General features: G+C 70.1%; 19 protein-coding genes and 1 riboswitch. Of the genes, 13 read left to right on the forward strand and 6 right to left on the reverse strand.

Annotated elements, in window-relative coordinates:
• Positions 1-60: 60 nt before the first annotated feature.
• Positions 61-1,035: a sigma-70 family RNA polymerase sigma factor gene (locus OG568_RS28370; protein ID WP_266433337.1), complete on the forward strand. Its 975-nt coding sequence runs from the start codon at positions 61-63 to the stop codon at positions 1,033-1,035.
• Between the two features lie 32 nt (positions 1,036-1,067).
• Here OG568_RS28370 and OG568_RS28375 read toward each other — a convergent pair whose 3' ends face one another.
• The gene (locus tag OG568_RS28375) at positions 1,068-1,550 is read right to left on the reverse strand and encodes a flavin reductase family protein (RefSeq protein ID WP_443077886.1); all 483 of its coding nucleotides are present in this window, start codon (positions 1,548-1,550) and stop codon (positions 1,068-1,070) included.
• 474 nt (positions 1,551-2,024) lie between these two features.
• Here OG568_RS28375 and cdgB point away from each other — a divergent pair, with 474 nt between their 5' ends.
• Positions 2,025-3,731 (forward strand): diguanylate cyclase CdgB, encoded by a 1,707-nt coding sequence (cdgB, locus tag OG568_RS28380; RefSeq protein ID WP_329533580.1) that lies wholly within the window; start codon positions 2,025-2,027, stop codon positions 3,729-3,731.
• 117 nt (positions 3,732-3,848) lie between these two features.
• On the forward strand, positions 3,849-4,829 hold the full coding sequence (locus tag OG568_RS28385; protein ID WP_329533581.1) for a CBM35 domain-containing protein: 981 nt from the start codon (positions 3,849-3,851) through the stop codon (positions 4,827-4,829).
• 77 nt (positions 4,830-4,906) lie between these two features.
• Here the strand turns inward: OG568_RS28385 and OG568_RS28390 are convergent, their stop codons facing one another.
• The 3 genes from OG568_RS28390 to OG568_RS28400 form a co-directional block, all read right to left on the reverse strand.
• Entirely contained in the window at positions 4,907-5,836 is a 930-nt protein-coding gene (locus OG568_RS28390) for a 1-phosphofructokinase family hexose kinase (protein ID WP_329533582.1), read from the reverse strand.
• A 125-nt stretch (positions 5,837-5,961) separates the two neighbouring features.
• Positions 5,962-7,107 carry an N-acetylglucosamine-6-phosphate deacetylase gene (nagA, locus tag OG568_RS28395; protein WP_329533583.1) on the reverse strand — a complete coding sequence of 382 codons (1,146 nt, stop codon included), beginning with the start codon at positions 7,105-7,107 and terminating at the stop codon, positions 5,962-5,964.
• Entirely contained in the window at positions 7,107-8,063 is a 957-nt protein-coding gene (locus tag OG568_RS28400; RefSeq protein ID WP_329366967.1) for an ROK family protein, read from the reverse strand. Before OG568_RS28400 ends, nagA begins: the two co-directional genes overlap by 1 nt.
• A 210-nt stretch (positions 8,064-8,273) precedes the next feature.
• On the opposite strand from OG568_RS28400, the gene OG568_RS28405 reads away from it, so the two are divergent.
• From OG568_RS28405 to otsB, 3 genes are all read left to right on the forward strand, one after another.
• Positions 8,274-9,497, forward strand: a complete 1,224-nt coding sequence (locus OG568_RS28405; RefSeq protein WP_329533584.1) for an extracellular solute-binding protein — start codon at positions 8,274-8,276, stop codon at positions 9,495-9,497.
• 132 nt (positions 9,498-9,629) lie between these two features.
• Entirely contained in the window at positions 9,630-9,857 is a 228-nt protein-coding gene (locus tag OG568_RS28410) for a DUF3263 domain-containing protein (RefSeq protein ID WP_266433351.1), read from the forward strand.
• Positions 9,858-9,962: 105 nt separating this feature from the next.
• Complete coding sequence (gene otsB / locus OG568_RS28415) at positions 9,963-10,838, forward strand: trehalose-phosphatase (protein ID WP_266583404.1); 876 nt, start codon at positions 9,963-9,965, stop codon at positions 10,836-10,838.
• Between the two features lie 23 nt (positions 10,839-10,861).
• Here otsB and OG568_RS28420 read toward each other — a convergent pair whose 3' ends face one another.
• The gene (locus OG568_RS28420) at positions 10,862-12,259 is read right to left on the reverse strand and encodes an alpha,alpha-trehalose-phosphate synthase (UDP-forming) (protein WP_329533585.1); all 1,398 of its coding nucleotides are present in this window, start codon (positions 12,257-12,259) and stop codon (positions 10,862-10,864) included.
• 78 nt (positions 12,260-12,337) lie between these two features.
• Positions 12,338-13,282: a glucosyl-3-phosphoglycerate synthase gene (locus tag OG568_RS28425; protein ID WP_329533586.1), complete on the reverse strand. Its 945-nt coding sequence runs from the start codon at positions 13,280-13,282 to the stop codon at positions 12,338-12,340.
• A 179-nt stretch (positions 13,283-13,461) separates the two neighbouring features.
• Positions 13,462-13,609: riboswitch (SAM riboswitch) on the forward strand.
• Between the two features lie 17 nt (positions 13,610-13,626).
• On the opposite strand from OG568_RS28425, the gene thrC reads away from it, so the two are divergent.
• The 7 genes from thrC to OG568_RS28460 all read left to right on the forward strand — a co-directional run bounded on the left by thrC (position 13,627) and on the right by OG568_RS28460 (position 22,974).
• Complete coding sequence (gene thrC, locus OG568_RS28430) at positions 13,627-14,955, forward strand: threonine synthase (protein ID WP_329533587.1); 1,329 nt, start codon at positions 13,627-13,629, stop codon at positions 14,953-14,955.
• 114 nt (positions 14,956-15,069) lie between these two features.
• Entirely contained in the window at positions 15,070-15,345 is a 276-nt protein-coding gene (locus tag OG568_RS28435) for a MoaD/ThiS family protein (protein WP_329533588.1), read from the forward strand.
• A 461-nt stretch (positions 15,346-15,806) separates the two neighbouring features.
• Positions 15,807-16,013 (forward strand): cold-shock protein, encoded by a 207-nt coding sequence (locus tag OG568_RS28440; RefSeq protein WP_007493268.1) that lies wholly within the window; start codon positions 15,807-15,809, stop codon positions 16,011-16,013.
• A 345-nt stretch (positions 16,014-16,358) separates the two neighbouring features.
• Complete coding sequence (groL, locus tag OG568_RS28445; protein WP_266583397.1) at positions 16,359-17,981, forward strand: chaperonin GroEL; 1,623 nt, start codon at positions 16,359-16,361, stop codon at positions 17,979-17,981.
• Between the two features lie 310 nt (positions 17,982-18,291).
• Positions 18,292-19,416 (forward strand): NADH:flavin oxidoreductase, encoded by a 1,125-nt coding sequence (locus tag OG568_RS28450; protein WP_329533590.1) that lies wholly within the window; start codon positions 18,292-18,294, stop codon positions 19,414-19,416.
• A gap of 136 nt (positions 19,417-19,552) precedes the next feature.
• Positions 19,553-21,154, forward strand: coding sequence for a carboxylesterase/lipase family protein (locus tag OG568_RS28455; RefSeq protein ID WP_329533591.1), 1,602 nt, complete (start codon positions 19,553-19,555; stop codon positions 21,152-21,154).
• A 251-nt stretch (positions 21,155-21,405) separates the two neighbouring features.
• Positions 21,406-22,974, forward strand: coding sequence for a subtype B tannase (locus OG568_RS28460; protein ID WP_329533592.1), 1,569 nt, complete (start codon positions 21,406-21,408; stop codon positions 22,972-22,974).
• The last annotated feature ends 65 nt before the right edge of the window (positions 22,975-23,039 follow it).

The following is a 23,039-nucleotide window of genomic DNA, read 5'->3' on the forward strand; positions in this document are numbered from 1 at the left end:
GTCAATGCCATGACGGGCGAGTTCGTGCCGGACCGCGGCGGCCACCAGGAGATGTGACATATGAGCGACAGCGAATTTCCCGGAGAGAACGGGAATGACGACAAGAACGTGAAGAGCGTGAACGCGAAGGAGGCCGAAAACGCGAAGGAGAGCGCGAACGCGAACGAATTTCTTGCCGCGCGATTCGAATCCCATCGTGATCACCTCCGCGCCGTCGCCTATCGCATGCTCGGTTCGCTCTCGGAGGCCGATGACGCCGTCCAGGAGGCCTGGCTCAAGCTCAGCCGCGTCGACGCGGACCGCGTCGACAACCTCGGCGGCTGGCTGACGACCGTCGTCGGCCGGGTCTGTCTGGACATGCTGCGCTCCCGCCGGACGCGCGGCGAGGAGCCGCTCGGCCCCCTGGCGGAGGGGCCCGGCGTCCGGATGCCGGAGCCGGTGCTCAGTCCCGTCTCCGGCGTCGACCCCGAACAGGAGGCACTGCTCGCCGACTCGGTGGGCCTCGCCCTGTTGGTCGTACTGGAGACACTGACGCCCGCCGAACGGCTCGCCTTCGTGCTGCACGACCTGTTCGCGGTGCCCTTCGAGCAGATCGCGCCCATCGTGGGCCGTACGCCGACGGCGTCCCGTCAGCTCGCCAGCCGGGCGCGGCGCAGGGTCCAGGGCGGGGCGCCCGCGCCCGATCCCGACCTGGCGCGGCAGCGGGAGGTCGTGGACGCGTTCCTCGCGGCGGCGCGGGAGGGCGACTTCGACGCGCTCGTCGCCGTGCTCGACCCGGACGTGGTGTCGCGGAGCGAGGCCGGAGTGACGGTCGGCGCGATCGCCGTGGCCTCGGGGGCGAGCCGGTTCGCGCACCTGGCCCGGATCGCGCGGCCGGCCCTCGTCAACGGCGCCGCGGGTGTGGTCGTGGTCGCGGAGGGGCGCCCCGTCGGCGTCCTCGCCTTCACGGTCGTACACGGCAGGATCGCCGTCATCGACATCCTCAACGACCCGGAGCGGCTGGCCGGTCTGGACGTCACCGTCCTCGACCGGTAGGGCGTGTCCGGCGGACCCCTGGAGAAAGGGCGTCAGCCCAGCTGCCGGTAGCGCCCCTTGAAGTGCAGCAGCGGTCCGCCGTCCCCGCTCGGCACCGACGCGGTCAGCACCCGCCCGATGGCGAGGGTGTGGTCACCGGCGGCGACCCGCTGCTCGGTGCGGCACTCCAGGGTCGCCAGGGCGCCGCCCACCAGGAGCGCCCCGGACGCCTCGCCGCGGACGTACGGGATGTCCTCGAAGAGCAGACGGTCGCTGATGCGGCCCTTCATGGCGAAGCGGCCCGCGATGTGGCGCTGGCTCTCGGAGAGCACGGAGACGGCCCACACGGGCTGTTCGTCGAGCAGGTCGTCCATGCGGGAGCCCTCGCGCAGGCTGACCAGGACGAGTGGCGGGTCCAGGGAGACGGACAGGAAGGCCGTCGCCGTCATGCCGACGTCCTCGCCGCCGGGGCCTTCCGGGTCTAGCGCGGGCTCGTGCGCGGTCACCAGGACCACACCCGCGGCCAGCCGCGACATGGCGGCGCGGAACTCGTCGTTGCTCACCCCCTCAGCATGCACGGAGGAGGTGAGCGGAGAAGCGGAGGAAGTGTTCAGCACGCCGAAACGCTAGTCTCCGACCCCGGGGAGCCACATCGGGCCTCGGCCCGAGCCTGGTCCTAAGTCCGGTCCTAAGACCGCCCCGGGACCGGCCCTAAGACCGGTCCCGAGACGGACACAACTGCTCACAGTGTCTACACAGCGTCCAAATAAGCGGTCAGTAAACACACGGGGGAAATGCAGAAACCCCACTCAATTGCTCATCTTCCGCTGTGACTTGAGTCACAGGGGCCATATTTTGTTGACCCTGTGTACCGAGTGGGCAGCGCGCTGTGATTCAGTGGCGTGGAAGCTATGCAGGAAGCTACCAAGTAGTACGCGAGAGAACCGTAAGAGAACCAGGTACGCCGAAGACAACCCTGGAGTTGCTGCGAGGTCTCGAGGGGAGGGCGAATGGAGACCGAGTCGGAGCCCTATGTCCGTCTTGCGACCCTGCGGCAGCTGCATCAGGTGATGGCGGACATGAACACCGCGCGGAGCCTGGCGGACACGCTGCAGACCGTCGCCGACGGCGTGGTCACGGGCCTCGGCTACGAGCTGGCGTGTGTCAATCTCGTACGCCCCGACGGCGACCTCGTGGTCGCCGCGCTCGCCGGCAACTCCGCCGCCGAAGCGTTGATCACCGGCCGTGTCGGCTCCCGCGCCTCCTGGGACCGCCGGTTGAACATGGGCGAGGCCTGGGGCGATCTGCGCTTCATACCGCACACCGAGGGCTGGGTCCTCGACGACGACGACGTACCGCAGTGGTACACCGACGGACCCGCGCCCCGCTTCGAGGACGAGTGGCACCCCTCCGACCGCCTCTTCGCGCCCATGTACACCCCGGGAATCTCCGGCGGCAGCACCGGTGAGCTCATCGGCGTCCTGTCCGTGGACCGGCCGCGCAACGGACGGCGCCCCGGCGCGTGGGGGCGCGAAGCGCTCCAGATGTACGCCTTCCAGGCCGCCATCGCCATCAGCAACGCGCGTCTACGAGCCAATATGCAGCGCGCCCTGGTCCGCCTCGAGCGCGAGCAGCAGGCCCTGCGCGCCAGCGAGGAGAGCTTCCGGCAGGCCTTCGAGTACGCCCCCTCCGGCATGGCCATCGCCGAGATGGGCGGCGACCAGCACGGCCGCATCCTGCGCACGAACGACGCTCTGTGCCGTCTGCTCGGCCGTCCCGCCTCCGCGATGCGCCGCTACTCCTTCTCCGACCTCGTGCACCCCGAGGACATCGGCACCCTGCTCCGGACGTCCGCCGAGGGCGGGCGCGCCGAACTCAGACTCGGCCGCCGCGACGGCACGTACGTGTGGGTCTCGCTGCGCAACTCCGTGGTCGCGGACGCCGCCGACGGCCCCCGCTTCCTGCTCACGCACGTCGAGGACATAGAGGAACGCAAGCGCCGCGAGCTCCAGCTCGCCCATCGCGCCTCGCACGACTCGCTCACCGGCCTGCCGAACTCGGCCGAGCTGCGCTCCCGCCTCGGCTCCCGGCTCTGCCGGCGCCCCGAGGCCCTTCAGCCGGGCGCGGTCGAGTCGCTGGACGCCGCGTACGGGCACGGGCCGTACGCGGACCAGGCGGCCGAGCACAACACCTACGACGGGCAGCCCGGCGGCAACGGGAGCGGGCACGGGTTCGACCTCGGGCCGGGTTTCGACGCGTACGACGCCTTCGACCACCATGTGCACACCATCGCGCCCGAGGGTGAGACGGACGACGGCGCCAAGGGGCTCGCGGTGCTCTTCTGCGACCTCGACGGCTTCAAGTCGATCAACGACCGCTTCGGGCACAACGCGGGCGACGCGGTGCTCATCGAGGTCGCCAGACGCCTGACCAACGGTGTCCGGGACGGCGATACAGTGGCCAGACTCGGCGGCGACGAGTTCGTGGTGCTGGCCGACGGGCTCGGCCGGGCGGACGCGGCCGACCTCGCCGTACGACTGCGGAACGCGATCATCCCGCCGATCCGTGTGGACGGCCGGGCCGTCCGGGTGGGCGCCAGCTTCGGCATCGGGTGGGCACACTGTGGCATGACGGCGGACGAGGTCTTGAAGTCCGCTGACGAACGGATGTACGTCGAGAAACGGTCTCGTCCCAAACAGCATCGGCGTGCCGGATAAGTCAGAGGTCAGTGGGTTGATGCGAGGAAGCCCACCCGTTTGGCCCCCTCGGAGCGGGTAGGCTCGCCATTCATCCATGTACCGCATCTGAACCGCACCTGTTGAGGAGACCAAGGGATGACGCCCGGCAACAACGGCGCGAGCACGCCCGAGGATGACGACCCGTTCGGCTATCTGTACGCCGACGGTCAGGCCAACGGCGCCACTCCGCCCAGCGGAGGCGGCGGCTACGGCTACCCCGGCTCGGTCAACCGGGTGCGGGCGGTCGGCGAACGCCAGTACGGACAGCAGCAGGCCGGTTACGGTCAGCAGCCTCCCACCGCGCAGTACGGCCAGCAGGCCGCCCCGACCGCACCGTACGGCCAGGTGCCACAGCAGGGCACCTACGGCCAGCCGAACGCGCACTACGCGGCACCCGAGACGGTCCCCGGCGGGGCCCCGACCGGCCGGCAGTCGTCGGGGGGCGGCGGGCGCGGCCGTGGACCGAACACCAAGGGCCTGCTGATCGGCGCCATCGCCGTGGTCGCCGCCGTCGTCATCGGCATCGGCATCGCCATGATGAACGGCAACTCGAACGACGACAGCAAGGACACGGCGGGCGGCGGCTCGACCCCGACGGCCTCCGAGAGCGCGTCCCCGAGCGCGTCGACCTCGCCGTCGGCGGTCGCCGGTGAGCTCCCGAAGATCGACGCGAAGGCGCTGAGCCTGGGCACGGGTGTCACGACGGCGTCGGACGTCAAGGGCGCGAAGGCGGACGGCGGCGTCTACATCACGGGCTTCAATCAGGTCGGTGCGGCCGTCACCTGGAACGTCAGCGGCATCGCCAAGGCCGGCAAATACACGCTGAACGTCAACTACGGGGTGCCCGGCAAGGATGCCAACGCCACGCTCACGATCAATGGCACGGTCCAGAGCCGCCCGCTCAACCTGAAGAACTTCGCCAAAGCCGCAGAGGGCGACTACGAAAAGGGCTGGACCAACACCTGGGGGGACATCACCCTCAACAAGGGGACCAACACCATCAAGATCTCCTGCGAGCAGGGCAACCAGTGCGACGCGAACTTCGACCAACTCTGGTTGGAAGCAGGGTGGAAGTAGTCCGAGAGGTAAGTGAAGCGTCCCTGCCCGCCTGATGAGGCGGGCAGGGACGCTTCCACGTTTCCCAAGCCGTGGCGTCACGCCGCCGTCGCGTCCCCCGTCACCGCGATCTGGTCGAGCAGGGTCTCGTACGCCAGGTGGTCGAACTCGCCCGCCACCGGTGCCAGTACGGTCGCCGCGGACAGGGCGACGGCCCGGGCCAGGCGCTCCGGCCATGGCAGGTGCTCCACCAGTCCCGACAGCAGGCCCGCGACCGCGGAGTCGCCCGCGCCGGTCGGGTTGCCGTGGACGCGGCGCGGTGGGGTGGCGCGCCAGAGGCCGTCCGGAGTGTGGGCCAGCAGGCCCTGGGCGCCCAGTGAGGCCACGACGGCGTGCGCGCCGCGTCTGCGGGTGTCCCGGGTCGCCTGCAACGGCTCGTGGGAGCCGGTGAGTTCGGCCAGTTCGTCGGCGTTCGGCTTGACGATGTCGGGGCGGGCGGCGACTCCCCGGCGCAGGGGTTCGCCGCTGGTGTCCAGGAGGACCGGGACGGCCGCCGCGCGGGCCGCGCGGATCAGTCCCGCGTACGCGCCCACCGGCACGCCCGGTGGCAGGCTGCCGCACAGGGCCACCGCCGAGGCGGAGCGCAGCAGTACCTCGTACGCCTCCTGGAAGGCCGCCCACTCGGCGGAGGTGATCTGCGGGCCGGGCTCGTTGAGTTGAGTCGTGTCACCCGTCGTCGTGTCGACCACGGCTATGGTGCGGCGGGTCGAGCCCGTCACGGGGATCAGCGCGTCCAGCACCCCGGGGGTGTCCGCGAGTTGGTCCCGCAGGGCGCGGCCCGTCGCGCCGCCCGTGAAACCCGTGACCGTCACGTCGTGGCCGAGGGCGGCCAGCACCCGGGCCACGTTCAGGCCCTTGCCGCCGGGGCGTTCGGTCACCTCGGTCACCCGGTGCGCGGTGTGCGGGCGCAGGGACCGTACGCGGTAGGTGATGTCGAGAGCGGTGTTCAGTGTGACGGTGAGGATCACCTGGGCCGACCTCCCTCGATGCGCTTGGCGACAGTTCCACGGTTCCGGGGGCTCGATCATGCCAAAGACAACGGCGGTCGGCCCAGTCCCCCGGGTCAACCGCCGTTACGCAACAATGGGGTGAATCAGCCCAGTTGGGGATCCAACACCCAGGTTCCCTTGCGCATCACGCCCTTGAGGGTGAAGTCCGCGTCCAGAACCACCAGGTCGGCGTCCTTGCCCGGTTCCAGCGAGCCCACCGTGTCGTACAGGCCGAGCAGGCGGGCCGGGTTGGCGGACAGGGCCGCGACGATGTCCTCGACCGGCAGCCGGTCGACGGTCACCGCCCGCTGGAAGGCGCGGTCGAGGGTGAGCGTGGAGCCCGCGATCGAGCCGCCCTCCACCAGCCGGGCGACACCCTCGCTGACCTCGACCTCCAGCGGACCGAGCAGATAGCGGCCGTCGCCGAAGCCTGCCGCGTCCATGGCGTCCGTGATGAACGCCACCCGGTCCGCGCCCGCGTGATGGAACGCCAGCTGGAGCGCGGCGGGGTGGAGGTGGGTGCCGTCGTTGATCAGCTCGACGGTGATCCGCTCGTCCTCCAGGAGGGCGGCGATCGGGCCGGGCGTGCGGTGTCCGAGCGTGGGCATGGCGTTGAACAGGTGCGTGGCGACGGTCGCGCCCGCGTCGATGGCCTCCACCGTCTGCTCGTACGTCGCGTCCGTGTGTCCGATCGCCGCGATCACCCCGTGCTCGGCCAGCAGGCGTACGGAGTCGATGCCGCCCGGCAGCTCGGTGGCGAGGGTGACCATGCTGGCCCGGCCGCGCGCCGCGTCGATCAGCTTGCGGACGTCGGCCGGGTCCGGGTCGCGCAGCAGCTCCTCGGAGTGCGCGCCCTTGCGGCACGGCGAGATGAACGGGCCCTCGAAGTGGATGCCGGCGATGTCGCCCTGCTCGGCCAGCTCGGAGAGCAGCCCGGCGCGCTGGGCCAGGCCGTCCATGTCGCCGGTCACGGTCGAGGCGACGAGGGTGGTGGTGCCGTGCAGTCGGTGGGTGTGGACGCCCTGGAGGACCTCCTCGACGGTTCCGGAGGTGAAGGAGGCGCCGCCGCCGCCGTGGTTGTGGAGGTCCACGAAGCCGGGGACGAGCCAGTGGCCCGAGAGGTCCAGTGTCGGCGCCGACGAGGGCGCGCTGCCGGCGATGCGCGCGCCGTCGACGATCACGCGGCCGTCGTCCACGACTCCGGTGGGCAGTACCACCCTGGCACCGGCGAGAACCGTTCTAGGGGCCATCAGGTGGTTACCTCCGAAGTCGGTTGGGAAATGGTCGGCTGATTCAGCAGGTCCCAGGCCAGCAGGCCCGCGCCCAGGCAGCCGGCCGTGTCCCCGAGAGCCGCGGGGACGAGGGGCGGCAGTTTCTGGAAGGTGACGCGCCGTTCGACGGCGGCCCGTAGCGGTGTGAACAGGGTTTCCCCGGCCTCGGCGAGGCCGCCGCCGATGATCAGGGTGCGCGGGTCCAGCAGGGTGAGCGCGGTGACGAGTCCGTCGGCGAGCGCGTCGACGGCGTCCTGCCAGACCTTCCGCGCCCGGGGATCCCCGGACTCGACGGCCTTCGCGCAGTCGGCGGCGTCCGCCTCCGGGTCTCCGGAGGCCTCGGCCCAGGCCTGGCTGACGGCGGCGGCGGACGCGTACCGCTCCAGACAGCCGTGCTGCCCGCACGGACACGGGGTCCCGCCGGGGCGTACGACGACATGGCCGATCTCGCCCGCGAAACCGTGCGCGCCCGCCTCGACGCCGCCGTCGATGCCGATCGCGCCCGCGATGCCGGTGCCGAGGGGGACGAACAGGAAGCGGTCGGCCCCCTGCCCCGCGCCGATCCGGCCCTCCGCGAGCCCGCCGGTGCGTACGTCGTGCCCGAGCGCCACCGGCACCCCGCCCAGCCGGTCACCGAGCAGCCGGCGCATCGGGACGTCGCGCCAGCCCAGGTTGGCCGAGTACACCGCCACGCCCTCCTCGGCGTCGACGATGCCGGGGACGGCGACTCCGGCGGCCGCCGCGGACTCGCCGAGGTGGTGCTCGCCGTACGCGCGCAGCTCGACCGCGAAGTCGAGGATCGCGTCGACCACGGCGTCCGGACCGCGCTCGCGGCCGGTGGCGCGGCGGGCCTGGTGGAGGAGCTCGCCCTCCGCTCCGACCAGGGCGGCCTTCATCCCGGTGCCGCCCACATCGAGGGCGATGACATGTCTCACGGGGGACAGTGTCTCCCCTTACCCCAGGAGAGGTCTAGTCCACTCGCGTGGTGTAGACCTTGTATCCGCATTCCGAGACGGATGCAACGGACGCAGAAGCAAAGACGGGCAGCCTCTGGACAGGGGCGGCCAGGGGTTGGGAGAAGCGCGGTGCAGCGGCGTAGGGCAGGGCGTAGGACGGTACTGATCGCGGCGGGGTCCGCCCTGGGCATGACGGCGACCCTCGCGGGCTGCGGCAGCTCGGGCGGTTCCGGGGACGTGACCCTCAGACTCGTGGCCGCCGACTACGGGGACTCCAAGGCCAACAGTTCCCAGAAGTACTGGGACAAGCTCGTCAAGGGGTACGAGGCCGACCACCCCGGGACCAAGGTCGAGGTCAGCGTCTACCCGTGGACCGAGGTCGACCGCAAGGTCAAGGAGATGGTCGAGCAGGGCGACGCCCCCGACATGGCGCAGATCGGCGCGTACGCCGACTACGCCTCCAAGGGCCAGCTGTACAAGGCCGAAGAGGTGCTCTCCATACCCGTCCAGGCCGACTTCGTCGCGCAGCTCACCGACGCGGGGAAGATGAACCGGGTGCAGTACGGCATGCCGTTCGCCGCCTCCACCCGGCTGCTCTTCTACAACAAGAAGCTGTTCTCCGCCGCGGGTCTCAGCGCGCCGACGACGTGGAGCGAGCTGGCCGCCGACGCGCGGGCGCTGAAGGCCCGGGGAGTGAAGATCCCCTACGCGCTGCCCCTCGGTCCCGAGGAGGCCCAGGCCGAGACCATGCAGTGGCTGCTGAGCGGTGGCGACGGCTACACCGACGACGTCGGCACCTACAGCCTGGACTCCGCGCAGAACGTCGCCACCCTCACCTGGCTCAAGGACGATCTGGTCGGCAAGGGCCTCACCGGACCGGTCGCGCCCGCGAAGCTCAATCGTGCCGACGCCTTCGCGGCGTTCGCGCGCGGCGAGGTCGGGATGCTCAACGGACACCCCACGCTGATGAAGATGGCCGCCGACAAGGGTGTGAAGTTCGGGATGGTGCCGATGCCCGGGGCGAGCGGGCGGTCCCGGGCCACGATGGGTGTCGCCGACTGGATGATGGCCTTCAAGAAGAACGGCCACCGCGATCAGATCGGTACGTTCCTCGACTACGTCTACAGCGAGAAGAACGTGCTCGCCTTCTCCCGTGAGTACGACCTGCTGCCGGTCACGGCGTCCGCGTCCGAGACGATGGCGCAGGACAAGAACGACGCGGACCTCGCCCCGTTCCTGGACGAGCTCCCCTCCTCCCAGCTCTATCCGGTCGGCAAGACGTCCTGGGCCGCTGTCAGCGCCGACATCAAGAAGCAGATCGGCAAGGCGGTCTCCCCGGACGGCAACCCGTCCGGCACCCTCGGCTCGCTCCAGCAGACGGCGACCATGACCGACACCGCCGCGGGTGAGTGACGTCGGTCCGACCCGATGTGTGTCGGCAACCGTGAACACTTAAGCGCTTAAGTGTTCACGGTTGCCGAGGAGCGTGTCCCTGCCGGCGGATTCGCCGACAGCATTGTCAGCGGCGGGAGCTACGGTGCGGTCATGGACGAACTGAGCGGGCGGGAGCGGGGGATCCTCGCCATGGAGCGGCGTGGGTTCACCGGGCCGGGCGCGAAGGAACGGGCGATACGCGAGCAACTCGGCCTCGCCCCCGTCCGCTACTACCAACTCCTCAACGCCCTCCTCGACGACCCCCGTGCCCTCGCCCACGACCCGATCACGGTGAACCGCCTCCGCCGCATCCGGGACACCCGCCGCGCGGAACGCTGACACCGGCTTCCTGGGGGCGGGTTCTTCGGCCGCGGTGGGGCGGGCGGGGTGGTGTGACTCGGTGAGCCGTGGGTGCGCCCGGGGCCGCGCGGATAGGGTCGGAGCATGGGCAGCCACTCGGAAACCCCGGAATCCCCGGACGTCACGGAAGCTTTGCCGACACCCGTGACCCCCGCCGGACGCGACGGCCTCGACGCCGTCCTCACCCGGCCCGACCGGGCCGTCATCGCGCTCGACTTCGACGGAACACTCGCCCCCATCGTCGCCGACCCGGAACAGGCCCGCGCCCACCCCGACGCGGTGCCCGCCCTGGCGGCCCTCGCCCCGAAGGTCGCCTCCGTCGCCGTGATCACCGGCCGCCCGGCCGGAGTGGCGGTCCGCCACGGCGGCTTCGCGGGCGTCCCGGGCCTCGACCACCTCGTCGTCCTCGGCCACTACGGCGCCGAACGCTGGGACGCCCGCACCGGCACCGTCAACGCCCCCGCCCCGCACCCCGGCGTCGCCGCCGTCCGTGCCGAGCTGCCCGGGGTCCTCGACAGGGTCGGCGCCTGGCACGGCACCTGGATCGAGGAGAAGGGCCGCGCGGTCGCCGTCCACACCCGCCGCGCGCAGGACCCCCAGGCTGCGTTCGAGGCACTGCGCGAACCTCTCGCCGACCTCGCCACCCGCCACGGCCTGATCGTCGAACCCGGTCGGATGGTCCTCGAACTCCGTCCCCCGGGCATGGACAAGGGCGTCGCCCTGCTGGAGTACGCCCGCGAGGTCCACGCCGAGGCCGTCGTGTACGCCGGCGACGACCTGGGCGACCTCCCCGCCTTCGCCGCCGTCGACAAACTCCGCTCGGACGGCGTCCCGGGCCTCCTGGTGTGCAGCGGCAGCGCGGAAGTCACCGAACTGGCCGAACGCGCGGATCTCGTCGTCGACGGCCCGGCGGGAGTCGTACGCCTGCTGACGGCATTGGCGACTCGCCTGGACGGTTGATCCCCGGGCGGGAGACTCCCGACTCAGCCCTCCAACTCCCGCAACTGCTCCAAAAACCACTGCGCCGGAGGCAACGCCGTCGCGGCGGCGGCCAACCGTTTCGTACGCTCCGCCCGCTCTCCCACCGGCATGGCCAGCGCCGCGTCCAGCGCCCGCGCGGTGCCGACCACGTCGTACGGGTTCACCACCACCGCGTCCTCGCCCAGCTCCTCGTACGCCCCCGCCTCCCGCGAGAGCACCAGCACGCACCCCTCGTCGGAGACGACGGGCACCTCCTTGGCGACAAGGTTCATGCCGTCGCGGATGGGGTTGACGAGGGCGACGTCGGCGAGCCGGTACGCGGCCAGGGAGCGGGCGAAGTCGTCCTTGACGTGGAGGACGACCGGGGTCCAGCCCGGCGTGCCGTACCGGGAGTTGATCTCGGTCGCCACGCGCTGGACCTCGGCCGTGTAGTCGCGGTAGACGGCCAGATCCTGACGGGAGGGGTAGGCGAAGGCCACGTGGACGACGCGCTCGCGCCACTCCGGGTGGTCCTCCAACAGCTGCCGGTACGCCAGCAGGCCCCGCACGATGTTCTTCGACAGCTCGGTCCGGTCGACCCGCACGATGGTCCTGCGGCCCTCGCCGATCTGCTCCCGCAGCGCGGCCATGCGGTCCGCGACGTCCGCCTCGTGCGCGCGCCTGCGCAGGAAGTCCGCGTCCGCGCCGAGCCCGTGCACGCCGATCCGGGTGTCGCCGAGCCCGCCGACGAGCGCGTCGCAGCAGGCGGTGAACGCGTCCGCCCAGCGGTGGGTGAGGAAGCCGAGCCGGTCCGCGCCGAGCATGCCGCGCAGCACCTGTTCGGCGATGTCGTCGGGCAGCATCCGGAAGTAGTCGACCGGGGCCCAGGGGGTGTGCGAGAAGTGGCCGATCCGCAGGTCGGGGCGGAGCGCGCGCAGCATCCCGGGGACGAGGGTCAGGTGGTAGTCCTGGACGATCACCACCGCGCCCTGCGCCGCCTCCGCGGCCAGCGCCTCGGCGAAGGCACGGTTGTACACCTCGTACGACGCCCACCGGCGCCGGAACTCCGCGTCGAAGACCGGCTCCAGCGGGGTCTGGTACAGCATGTGGTGGACGAACCACAGCACGGAGTTCGCGATGCCGTTGTACGCGTCCGCGTGCACGTCGGCGTCGATGTCCAGCATCCGTACGCCGTCCTCGGCGACCCCGCGCCGGACCGCCTCGCGGTCGCCGTCGCCGAGCGCCGAGCACACCCACAGGGCCCCCGCGTCCGGCCCGATCGCGGAGAGACCCGAGACCAGCCCGCCGCCACCGCGCTTGGCGCGCAGCGAGCCGTCCTCGTGGACCTCGTAGGTGACCGGGCCGCGGTTGGACGCGACGAGGATGTGGTGGGCGCCTTGCGTTGAAGCGGGGGAAGCCATGCATCGAAACCTAGCCCGGCGTCGAAACGCTCAAACGTTCCCTTCAGCCGTATGCCGTCACACCTTGCAGGGGCGCTGCTACGCCGCCCTTCGTTTCTGGTACTCGGAGATTTCGACCATCGGCGGACGTTCCTCCGTGTCCACCGAGTATGTGCGCGGCTCGAAACCGTCCCCGCCGCGTTCGAACTGGGTGAGTGCCGGACGGATCAGGTGGCCGCGGGCCAGCCGGAGCTGGGCCGTGCGGTAGATCGCGGCGGACATCCGGCCCAGCGCCTGCCCGTCCTGGTGGCGGTGCTTGCGCACCCCCACGTCGACCTGGGCGAGCGCGTCCAGGCCCACCAGGTGCAGGGCGTCGACGAGCATGCCCAGCTCGATCCCGTACCCGACGGGGAAGGGGAGCTGTTCGAGCAGCGAGCGGCGGGCCGCGTACTCCCCGCCGAGCGGCTGCACGAAGCCGGCCAGCTGCGGCCAGTGCATGTTGAGGAGGGGGCGGGCCATGAGTTCGGTGACCCGGCCGCCCTGACCCGCCGCACCACCGAGCGGACGGTCGTACATCGCCTTGACGAGGTCCACACCGGGCTCGGTGAGCAGCGGCCCCACGATCCCCGAGACGAAGTCCGAGGAGAACTCCTTCAGGTCCGCGTCGATGAAACAGACGATGTCCCCGCTCGTCACGAGGAGGGAACGCCACAGCACCTCGCCCTTGCCGGGCACGGCCGGGATGCGCGGCAGGATCTCGTCCCGGTGCACCACGCGCGCGCCCGCCGCGGCGGCCACCTGCGAGGTGCGGTCGGTCGAGCCCGAGTCGATGACGACGATCTCGTCGACGAGGGGCACCTGCTGCATCAGGTCGTGGCGGATGATGGCGACGATCTCGCCGACCGTCTCCTCCTCGTTCAGCGCGGGCAGCACGACGCTCACCGAGGAGCCGGTGGCCCGTTTGGCGGACATGATCTGGTGGAGCGGGCGATCGGTCACGGACCAGGAGCGATTGCTCAGCCAGCGCTCAACTTCCTTCAGCACAGTCTGCGGCTCCTCACTGTCTGATCACCCGGTGTCTCACGGTGTGATCCATCTCGCGGTTCGGACGACTCTCTCAACTGTCCTGGCCTTCGGTTACAGTCTTGAACAACGCGGATGACCATCGCATGTCGTAGATCATTTGCGGACCACCGCACCACCCGCACGACACAACCGAATACCGCTCATCCAGAGGGGCAGAGGGATACGGCCCGATGAAGCCCCGGCAACCCTCCAGCTGGTTCTTGTCACATTGATGTGGCGAGGCTCCCGGCTTGGGAAGGTGCCAAATCCGTCTCACGGCGAAGTGCGTCGTGAGGAAGATGAGGAGAAAGGGCCTCGCCTCCATGGCTGCGCAGACTGTTGCAAGTTCGACTGTTGCAAGCACCACGAACCCTGTCGCGGGCGACACCACCACCGTAGCCGGTGTGGATCTCGGACCCGCCGCCGCGCTTTCCTGCCGTGAGTGCGGGCACCGCGTGCCGCTCGGCCCGGTTTTCGCCTGCGAGGAGTGTTTCGGCCCGCTGGAGATCGCGTACGACTTCTCGGCGTACGAAACCGAAGAGCTCCGGGCGCGCATCGAAGCGGGCCCCGCGAACATCTGGCGCTACGCGCCGCTGCTCCCCGTCCCGGCCGACGTCGCCGACAAGCCGAACATCAACCCCGGCTGGACCAAGCTCGTCAAGGCCGACAACCTCGCCCGCGAGCTGGGCGTCGAGGCCGGCAAGCTCTTCGTCAAGGACGACTCCGGCAACCCGACGCACTCCTTCAAGGACCGCGTCGTCGCCCAGGCCATCGAGGCCGCCCGCGCGTTCGACTTCACGACCCTCTCCTGCTCCTCCACCGGCAACCTCGCCGGCGCCGTGGGTGCCGCCGCCGCCCGCGCCGGCTTCCGTTCCTGCGTGTTCATCCCGCACGACCTGGAGCAGGGCAAGATCGTCATGGCCGCGATCTACGGCGGCGAGCTCGTCGGCATCGAGGGCAACTACGACGACGTGAACCGCTTCTGCTCCGAGCTGATCGGCGACCCGGCCGGTGAGGGCTGGGGCTTCGTCAACGTCAACCTGCGGCCGTACTACGCGGAGGGGTCCAAGACCCTCGCGTACGAGATCTGCGAGCAGCTGGGCTGGCAGCTCCCCGACCAGCTGGTGATCCCCATCGCCTCCGGCTCCCAGCTCACGAAGATCGACAAGGGGCTGCAGGAGCTGATCAAGCTCGGACTGGTCGAGGACAAGCCGTACAAGATCTTCGGCGCCCAGGCCGAGGGCTGCTCGCCGGTGTCCGTCGCCTACAAGGCCGGCCACGACGTCGTACGACCCCAGAAGCCGAACACCATCGCCAAGTCGCTCGCCATCGGCAACCCGGCCGACGGGCCGTACGTGCTGGACATCGCGCGGCGCACGGGCGGTGCGGTGGAGGACGTCAACGACGAGCAGGTCGTCGACGCGATCAAGCTGCTCGCCCGGACCGAGGGCATCTTCGCGGAGACCGCCGGCGGGGTGACCGTGGGTGTCACCAAGAAGCTGATCGAGAACGGGCTCCTCGACCCGAGCCTGACCACCGTGGTCCTGAACACCGGTGATGGTCTGAAGACGCTGGATGCGGTGGCGGGTACCGGGCTCACCGCGACGATTCGCCCCAGCCTTGAGTCCTTCAGGGAAGCTGGGCTCGCGTAAGCGTCGTTGTTCGTCTGCGGGCCGGTGGGGGCTGGTCGCGCCCACGCGGCGGAGCCGCATATTTAGCAACGCCCCGCGCCCCTGAAAGCCCTTACCTGACCGGAGGTCACAAGAATGAGCGTTTCCGTCCGCATCCCCACCATCCTGCGCACCTACACCGCTGGTCAGGCCGAGGTGACGGCCGAGGGTGGGACCCTCGGCGAGGTCATCGCGGACCTGGAGAAGAACCACACGGGTATCGCCGCGCGCGTCCTGGACGACCAGGGCAAGCTGCGCCGTTTCGTCAACGTGTACGTGAACGACGACGACGTCCGCTTCGAGCAGGGTCTGGAGACGGCGACGCCGGACGGCGCGGGAGTATCGATCATCCCCGCCGTCGCCGGTGGCTGACCATCGGGCGGGGCATTACACAGGGTGAGATCATTACCCTCGGTAATGCCAATCACCGAGAGTTCATCGAATTGCCCCCTCCGTGAGAGAAGCGGAGGGGGCAATTCTGTATGGTTGAGCGCGGTACAGTTGGGGAAGTCGCTCCATTTTGCACGCCGGGTGCATATGAGTTCGCGCCCGAAGTCCGGCAAGAAGTAGCCAAAATGCCCCGCGTTTTTGAGCCTTATATGGCATTTATGGGGCCCGACTTGCCCTGAATCTTCGCGAATTCTCCCTATATTCCCGATCGGGCGCGCCCGGAATTCTCGTCCGATTGACCTGTTGCAGACGGCAGTTGGACAGATACATTCAGCCGCGGTCGACGCGTTCCGGCGCACACCCCCAACCGTTGGGGGGTGGAGGTCTGACCCGGGTCCGCGAAGTGCGGTCCTGTGCAAGGGCCAGTAATAGGGGAGTTAGGCATGGCTCAGGGCACCGTCAAGTGGTTCAACGCGGAGAAGGGGTACGGCTTCATCGCGGTCGACGGTGGTGCGGATGTATTCGTCCACTACAGCGCGATTCAGATGGACGGCTACCGCACCCTGGAAGAGGGTCAGCGGGTCGATTTCGAGATCTCGCAGGGCCAGAAGGGGCCGCAGGCGGACATGGTCCGACTGGCGACCGGCTGAAGCACGCGCCGACTGACTGTTCGACGTGACGAAGGGCTCGTATCCCCCGGGGTACGAGCCCTTCGGTCTGTCCCGCCCGCGGGTGTGGGTCCGCTTGCGCACCGGCGCGACGCGCGGGTCGCGCGCCCCTTCTCACCTGCGGATCAAGGTGAGGCGCTTGCACTCGGCAGGGGCGAGTGCTAATCATTGGCGTTAGCACTCTGAAGGTGAGAGTGATAACGAAGGACCGGGTGGGTGAGGCCCGCAGGCCAGGTGGTGCAAGGAACCACAGGGCAGGCAGGCCGTCCGTCGCGGGCGCCAGCGCGGTCCGGAGCAATCCACCCCAGTCCGGGAGGACCACTTCACATGGCCAAGATCATCGCGTTCGACGAGGAGGCACGGCGCGGTCTCGAGCGCGGGATGAACCAGCTCGCCGACGCCGTCAAGGTCACCCTTGGCCCCAAGGGCCGCAACGTCGTCCTCGAGAAGAAGTGGGGCGCCCCCACGATCACCAACGATGGTGTTTCCATCGCCAAGGAGATCGAGCTCGAGGACCCGTACGAGAAGATCGGCGCCGAGCTGGTCAAGGAAGTCGCCAAGAAGACGGACGACGTCGCCGGTGACGGTACGACCACCGCGACCGTCCTCGCCCAGGCGCTCGTCCGCGAGGGCCTGCGCAACGTAGCCGCCGGCGCCAACCCGATGGCTCTCAAGCGCGGTATCGAGAAGGCCGTCGAGGCCGTCTCCGGTGCCCTCCTTGAGCAGGCCAAGGATGTCGAGACCAAGGAGCAGATCGCTTCCACGGCCTCCATCTCCGCCGCCGACACCCAGATCGGCGAGCTCATCGCCGAGGCGATGGACAAGGTCGGCAAGGAAGGCGTCATCACCGTCGAGGAGTCCCAGACCTTCGGTCTGGAGCTGGAGCTCACCGAGGGTATGCGCTTCGACAAGGGCTACATCTCGGCGTACTTCGCCACCGACATGGAGCGTATGGAGGCCGTCCTCGACGACCCGTACATCCTGATCGCCAACTCCAAGATCTCCAACGTCAAGGACCTGCTCCCGCTCCTGGAGAAGGTCATGCAGTCGGGCAAGCCGCTGCTGATCATCGCCGAGGACGTCGAGGGCGAGGCCCTGTCGACCCTGGTCGTCAACAAGATCCGTGGCACCTTCAAGTCCGTCGCCGTCAAGGCCCCGGGCTTCGGTGACCGCCGCAAGGCCATGCTCGGCGACATCGCCATCCTCACGGGCGGCGAGGTCATCTCCGAGGAGGTCGGCCTCAAGCTGGAGAACGCGGGTCTGGACCTGCTGGGCCGCGCCCGCAAGGTCGTCATCACCAAGGACGAGACCACGATCGTCGACGGCTCCGGCTCCGCCGACCAGGTCGCCGGCCGGGTCAACCAGATCCGCGCCGAGATCGAGAACTCGGACTCGGACTACGACCGCGAGAAGCTCCAGGAGCGCCTGGCGAAGCTGGCCGGCGGCGTGGCCGTCATCAAGGCCGGTGCCGCCACCGAGGTCGAGCTCAAGGAGCGCAAGCACCGCATCGAGGACGCCGTTCGCAACGCGAAGGCGGCCGTCGAGGAGGGCATCGTCGCCGGTGGTGGCGTGGCCCTCATCCAGGCCTCCTCGGTCTTCGAGAAGCTGGAGCTGACGGGTGACGAGGCGACCGGCGCCAACGCCGTGAAGCTCGCCCTGGAGGCCCCGCTCAAGCAGATCGCCGTCAACGGTGGTCTCGAGGGTGGCGTCATCGTCGAGAAGGTGCGCAACCTGCCCGTCGGCCACGGTCTGAACGCCGCGACCGGTGAGTACGTCGACATGATCGCCGAAGGCATCATCGACCCGGCGAAGGTGACCCGCTCTGCCCTGCAGAACGCCGCCTCCATCGCCGCGCTGTTCCTGACCACCGAGGCCGTCATCGCCGACAAGCCGGAGAAGGCCTCCGCGGCCGCTCCGGGCGGCATGCCGGGCGGTGACATGGACTTCTGATCGGCCTCTGGTTGATCACTGTCCTACGTTCCGAGGGCGGTACCCCCACTCCCAGGGGGTGCCGCCCTCGGGCGTGCCCGGGGTCACACGCGGGAGGCCAAGGGCCGTGGAATGCGGCGGCGGAGAGGGCGGTTGAGGCCCAGAGTGCGGTGAATACGCATGCGCACGCACATACATGCCCACTCCCCGCCGGCCGACCTGTCCGACCATCCGCATCGATCATCCGCATCGTTGTCCTTCGACCCCGTTGTCCTTCGCCCTCGATGCCTCCGACTTCGATGTCCTTCGACCCCTCCGAGGAGCCCCCCACGTGACGCTCGACGCCCCCGACTCCCGCGCGGCCGAGATCCTTTCCCGCCCCGTCTCGCTGAACGGCCTGACCGTCCCGAACCGGATCGTGATGGCACCGATGACCCGGCAGTTCTCCCCGGGCGGCGTCCCCGGTGAGGACGTGGCCCGGTACTACGCCCGCCGTGCCGCCGCGGGCGTGGGCCTCATCGTCACCGAGGGCACGTACGTCGGCCACGACTCGGCCGGGGAGAGCGACCGCGTCCCGCGCTTCCACGGCTCGGAGCAGCTCGCGGGCTGGACGGAGGTCGCCGACGCGGTGCACGCGGCCGGCGGCGCGATCGTTCCGCAGCTGTGGCACATCGGAATGGTGCGCAGGGAAGGGCAGCCGCCGTACGCCGACGCCCCCGCGGTCGGCCCCTCGGGCATCCGTCTCAACGGCACCGAGGGCACCGGCAAGGCCATGACCCAGGCCGACCTGGACGAGGTCATCGTCGCGTTCGCCGAGGCCGCCGCCACCGCCGAGCGCATAGGCTTCGACGGCGTCGAACTGCACGGCGCGCACGGATATCTGATCGACCAGTTCCTGTGGGCGGGCACCAACCGGCGTACGGACGCGTACGGCGGCGACCCCGTCGCCCGTACGAAGTTCGCGGCGGAGATCGTCGCCGCGGTCCGTGACTCGGTCTCGGCGGACTTCCCCGTCCTTTTCCGCTACTCGCAGTGGAAGTCGAACAACTACGACGCCCGGCTCGCCGAGACCCCTCAGGAGCTGGAGGCCATCCTGACCCCGCTCGCCGCCGCCGGCATCGACGCCTTCCACGCGTCCACCCGCCGCTACTGGCTCCCCGAGTTCGACGGCTCCGACCTGAACCTCGCGGGCTGGACCAAGAAGATCACCGGCAAGCCCACCATCACCGTCGGCTCGGTCGGCCTCCAGAGCGACTTCATCAAGGCCTTCGCGGGCGAGGGCTCCGCGGTGGCGTCCCTCGACAACCTCCTCGAGCGACTGGAGCGCGACGAGTTCGACCTCGTCGCCGTGGGCCGCGCTCTCCTCCAGGACCCGGAGTGGGCGGCGAAGGTACTGGACGGACGGTTCGAGGAGCTCGGGTCGTACGACGCGAAGGCGATGAGCACCCTCAGCTGAGCCGCGGGCCGACCTGTCCGAAATCACACCCGGGCGATCACCCTCCGCATCCCCGGGGGGTGATCGCCCGGCTGTTTCGTAGCACGCTGTTCCCGCGAGGACCCGTTCCGTTCCACCGCGTACCCAGGGAGCCGTCGTGACGTCAGCAGGAGCGAGCGTGGTGCGCACCCGGGCCGGTGCGGTGCGCGGTCGCCGGGAGGACGGGCTGGTGGTCTTCCGGGGCATTCCGTTCGCGGAACCGCCGGTGGGGGACGCGCGGTTCGCCGCCCCGCGTCCGGCGGCCGCCTGGGACGGCACCCGGGACGCGTTCGCCTTCGGCCCGCCGCCCCCGCAGGAGTCGGGCTTCCAGGGCCGTACCGGGGTGATCGACGGCCCCATGGGCGACGACTGGCTGACCGTCAACGTCTGGACGCCCGACCCGGACCCGGCCGCCCGCCGACCGGTGATGGTCTGGATCTACGGCGGCGCCTACAAGCTCGGCCACTCCGGCAGCCCCGGATACGACGCCCGCCGCATCGCCCGCGACGGCGACCTGATCGTCGTCACCCTCAACTACCGCCTCGGAGTGGAGGGTTTCGCCCGGATCGACGGGGCCCCCGCCAACCGGGGGCTGCTCGACCAGATCGCGGCCCTGGAATGGGTACGGGAGAACATCGCGGCCTTCGGCGGCGACCCCGGCCGGGTCACCGTCTTCGGCGAGTCCGCGGGCGCCGGGTCCATCGCCGCGCTGCTGGCCATGCCGAGCGCGGCCGGGCTGTTCGGGCGGGCGATCGCGCAGAGCGTGCCCGGCCCCTTCTTCTCCGACGAACTCGCCCGGGACATCGCCGCCGCCATCGCCGCCGAGGCGGGGCTGCGCCCGACGGCCGCCGACCTCTCGACGGTGGATCCCCGGCAACTGACCGCCGCGGGCGAGACTTTGGGCGCCAAGATGCGGACGTTCGAGGACAGGTGGGGCACGGTCGCCCACACGCTGACCGCCTTCTCGCCCGTCGTCGACGGGGAACTGCTGCCGTCCGACCCCTGGCAGGCACTGGCGGCCGGCGCGGCACGGGACGTGGAACTGATCGTCGGGCACACCCGGGACGAGTACCGGCTGTTCGCCGCGCTGGGGGGTCGACTCGGGACGATCACCGACGAGCAGGCGACGGCAGCACTGCGCACCTTCGGACCGGCAGCGGTACTCCAATCGCGGTCGGGGTCGGGGTCGCGGTCGGATCCGGGGTCGGAGCCGGAGCCGGGGCTGGGCTCCGGGGCTGACGGCGAGCGGGCCTACCGCACCGCCTTCCCCGACGCCTCGCCCGAGGAGCTCCACGAGTGGGTGCACTCCGACGCGCTGTTCCGTATGCCCTCGCTGCGCCTGGCCGAGGCGCAGACAGCGGGCGGTGGCCGTGCGCACGTCTACGAGCTGGCCTGGGCCGCCCCCGCCTACGGCGGCGCGCTGGGTGCCTGTCACGGCCTGGACGTACCGCTGCTGTTCGGAACGTACGGGGCCGACCTCGGCCTGATGCTGTTCGCCGGGGTCGAGCCCTCCCCGGAGGCCGAGGCCCTGTCGTCCCGCTTCCGCACGGCCTGGACGGCGTTCGCCACGACGGGAGACCCGGGCTGGCCCGCGTACGACATCGAGCGGCGGCCGACCCAGGTCTTCGACACGGACTCCGTGGTCACCCCCTACCCGCACGAGACCTCACGCCGCCTCTGGGAGCACCACGCCTTCGGGGCGCTGCCGTTGACGCGCTGAGGGCTCGGGCACGTCGACTCGCCCCCTTCGGGCGACGCGTTCCGGCCGGACGAGATCGCGCCAAAATTGCTGACAATTTTGTGGGCGATTGGTTCGGTTTGCAGACCGGTAAGACAGGGTGACCGTGGTTTTGGCTGGTCAGGGCGGTGGCCGGTTCCGGTGCTGCCACGGGAGACACAAAGGAGGCGCTTAGGAACGGCTGTTGTCCTGGGGCGCGTTGTTCGAACGAGCCGCTAAGACAGGAGACGGCAGTGAAGCGTAGGACAGTGGTCATGGGGCTCGCCGTGGGTGCCGCGGTGCCGGCGGTCGGGTTCGCCTCCAGTGCGCAGGCGGCGAGCCGAACGTCCGCCGCGTCGTCCGCGGCGTCCACGGACTCCTCCCTGGTCTTCGACCCGGACGCCTACACGGAGTTGACCACCACCATCACGGACACCACCGGCACCGCCCACGAAGTCGTCTACCACTTCTACAAAGTGGCCTCGTACGTGGCCAACCCGGTGGACGCCACCTACCAGTCCCTCAACGTCAGCGTGCCGGTGACGATCGACGGTACGGCCGTGGACGCGACCCGTGCGCCCATCCTCCTCGCCAACCAGATCGGCGGGTACATGCCCTCGTCCGTCGCGAGCGCCACGGGGATCGGCGCGGGCGGCGGGATGGGCCCCGGCGGCCCCGGCGGCCCGGGCGGTCCCGCTCCCGCTGCCGACTCCGCCTCGAGCCGCCAGCAGTTGGCGCTCGCGGCCGGATACGTCGTGGTCGAGCCCGGTGCCCGCGGCCGCACCCTCGTCGACTCCAGCGGCACGTACTACGGCACCGCCCCCGCCGTCATCGTCGACCTCAAGGCCGCGGTCCGGTACGTGAAGTTCAACAAGGGGCGCATCCCGGGCGACGTGAACCGGATCGTCTCCGCGGGAGTCAGCGCCGGCGGCGCGCTGTCCTCGCTGCTCGGCGCGTCCGGCGACAGCCCGCTCTACGACTCCTACCTGAAGGAGCTGGGCGCGGCCGACGCGAGCGACGCCATCTTCGCCACCGGCGCCTGGTGCCCGATCACCGACCTCGAACACGCCGACATGGCGTACGAGTGGAACTGGGGCGCCAACGCCCTGAGCAGCGGCTCGACCGTCGACCAGACCATCTCCAAGGCGCTGACCAGCGCGTACGGCGACTATCTCGCCTCCCTCAGGCTGACGGCGAAGGGCTTCGGCACCCTCACGGCGCGCAACCTCGACGAGTACCTGGTCAAGACCCACCTGGAGCCGTCGGCCACCAAGTACCTCGCGGCACTGTCGGACGCGGACCGAGCGACCTACCTGGCCGCGAACCCGTTCATCACGTGGTCCGCGGGCAGGGCGTCCTTCACCTGGGCCGACTTCCTCACCCACGTGGGGCCCCGCAAGAAGAACACCCCGGCGTTCGACGCCTTCGACCTGTCCGCCCCTGAGAACAACGAGTTCGGTGCGGGGACCACCGCCAACCGGCACTTCACCCTCTACAGCCTGCGCCACGAAGAGGGCGACAGCGCGCGCCTCGACAGCGACATCCCCGCGAAGCTCCATCTGATGAACCCGATGTTCCACCTCGTGGACCAGGCCAACGGGAACCGGTCGAAGCACTGGTGGATCCGTCTCGGCACCAAGGACAGCGACACCGCCCTCACCGTCGCGGGCAACCTCGCCGCCCGTCTGAAGAACCTCGGCGACGACGTCGACACCTCGTACTACTGGGACGCCGGTCACGGCGCGGACGAGGACCCGGGCGACTTCATCGAATGGATCGCCACGGTGACGGGTTACAAGGGCCACAACGGCCACAAGGGCTAGAGCGCCGAGCGCCCACGGGAGCACAACGGCAAGGGGTCCCGGGCGGGCCCCTTGCCGTTGTGGAG

The organism is Streptomyces sp. NBC_01450 (genome assembly GCF_036227505.1).
GTDB lineage: Bacteria > Actinomycetota > Actinomycetes > Streptomycetales > Streptomycetaceae > Streptomyces.

What these genes read in the sequence shown, in the direction of transcription:
- OG568_RS28370 (WP_266433337.1), top strand. Translation starts at nt 61, where the DNA reads ATGAGCGACAGCGAATTTCCCGGAGAGAACGGGAATGACGACAAGAAC.
- OG568_RS28375 (WP_443077886.1), bottom strand. Translation starts at nt 1,550, where the DNA reads ATGTCGCGGCTGGCCGCGGGTGTGGTCCTGGTGACCGCGCACGAGCCC.
- cdgB (WP_329533580.1), top strand. Translation starts at nt 2,025, where the DNA reads ATGGAGACCGAGTCGGAGCCCTATGTCCGTCTTGCGACCCTGCGGCAG.
- OG568_RS28385 (WP_329533581.1), top strand. Translation starts at nt 3,849, where the DNA reads ATGACGCCCGGCAACAACGGCGCGAGCACGCCCGAGGATGACGACCCG.
- nagA (WP_329533583.1), bottom strand. Translation starts at nt 7,107, where the DNA reads ATGGCCCCTAGAACGGTTCTCGCCGGTGCCAGGGTGGTACTGCCCACC.
- OG568_RS28405 (WP_329533584.1), top strand. Translation starts at nt 8,274, where the DNA reads ATGACGGCGACCCTCGCGGGCTGCGGCAGCTCGGGCGGTTCCGGGGAC.
- OG568_RS28410 (WP_266433351.1), top strand. Translation starts at nt 9,630, where the DNA reads ATGGACGAACTGAGCGGGCGGGAGCGGGGGATCCTCGCCATGGAGCGG.
- otsB (WP_266583404.1), top strand. Translation starts at nt 9,963, where the DNA reads ATGGGCAGCCACTCGGAAACCCCGGAATCCCCGGACGTCACGGAAGCT.
- OG568_RS28420 (WP_329533585.1), bottom strand. Translation starts at nt 12,259, where the DNA reads ATGGCTTCCCCCGCTTCAACGCAAGGCGCCCACCACATCCTCGTCGCG.
- thrC (WP_329533587.1), top strand. Translation starts at nt 13,627, where the DNA reads ATGGCTGCGCAGACTGTTGCAAGTTCGACTGTTGCAAGCACCACGAAC.
- OG568_RS28435 (WP_329533588.1), top strand. Translation starts at nt 15,070, where the DNA reads ATGAGCGTTTCCGTCCGCATCCCCACCATCCTGCGCACCTACACCGCT.
- OG568_RS28440 (WP_007493268.1), top strand. Translation starts at nt 15,807, where the DNA reads ATGGCTCAGGGCACCGTCAAGTGGTTCAACGCGGAGAAGGGGTACGGC.
- groL (WP_266583397.1), top strand. Translation starts at nt 16,359, where the DNA reads ATGGCCAAGATCATCGCGTTCGACGAGGAGGCACGGCGCGGTCTCGAG.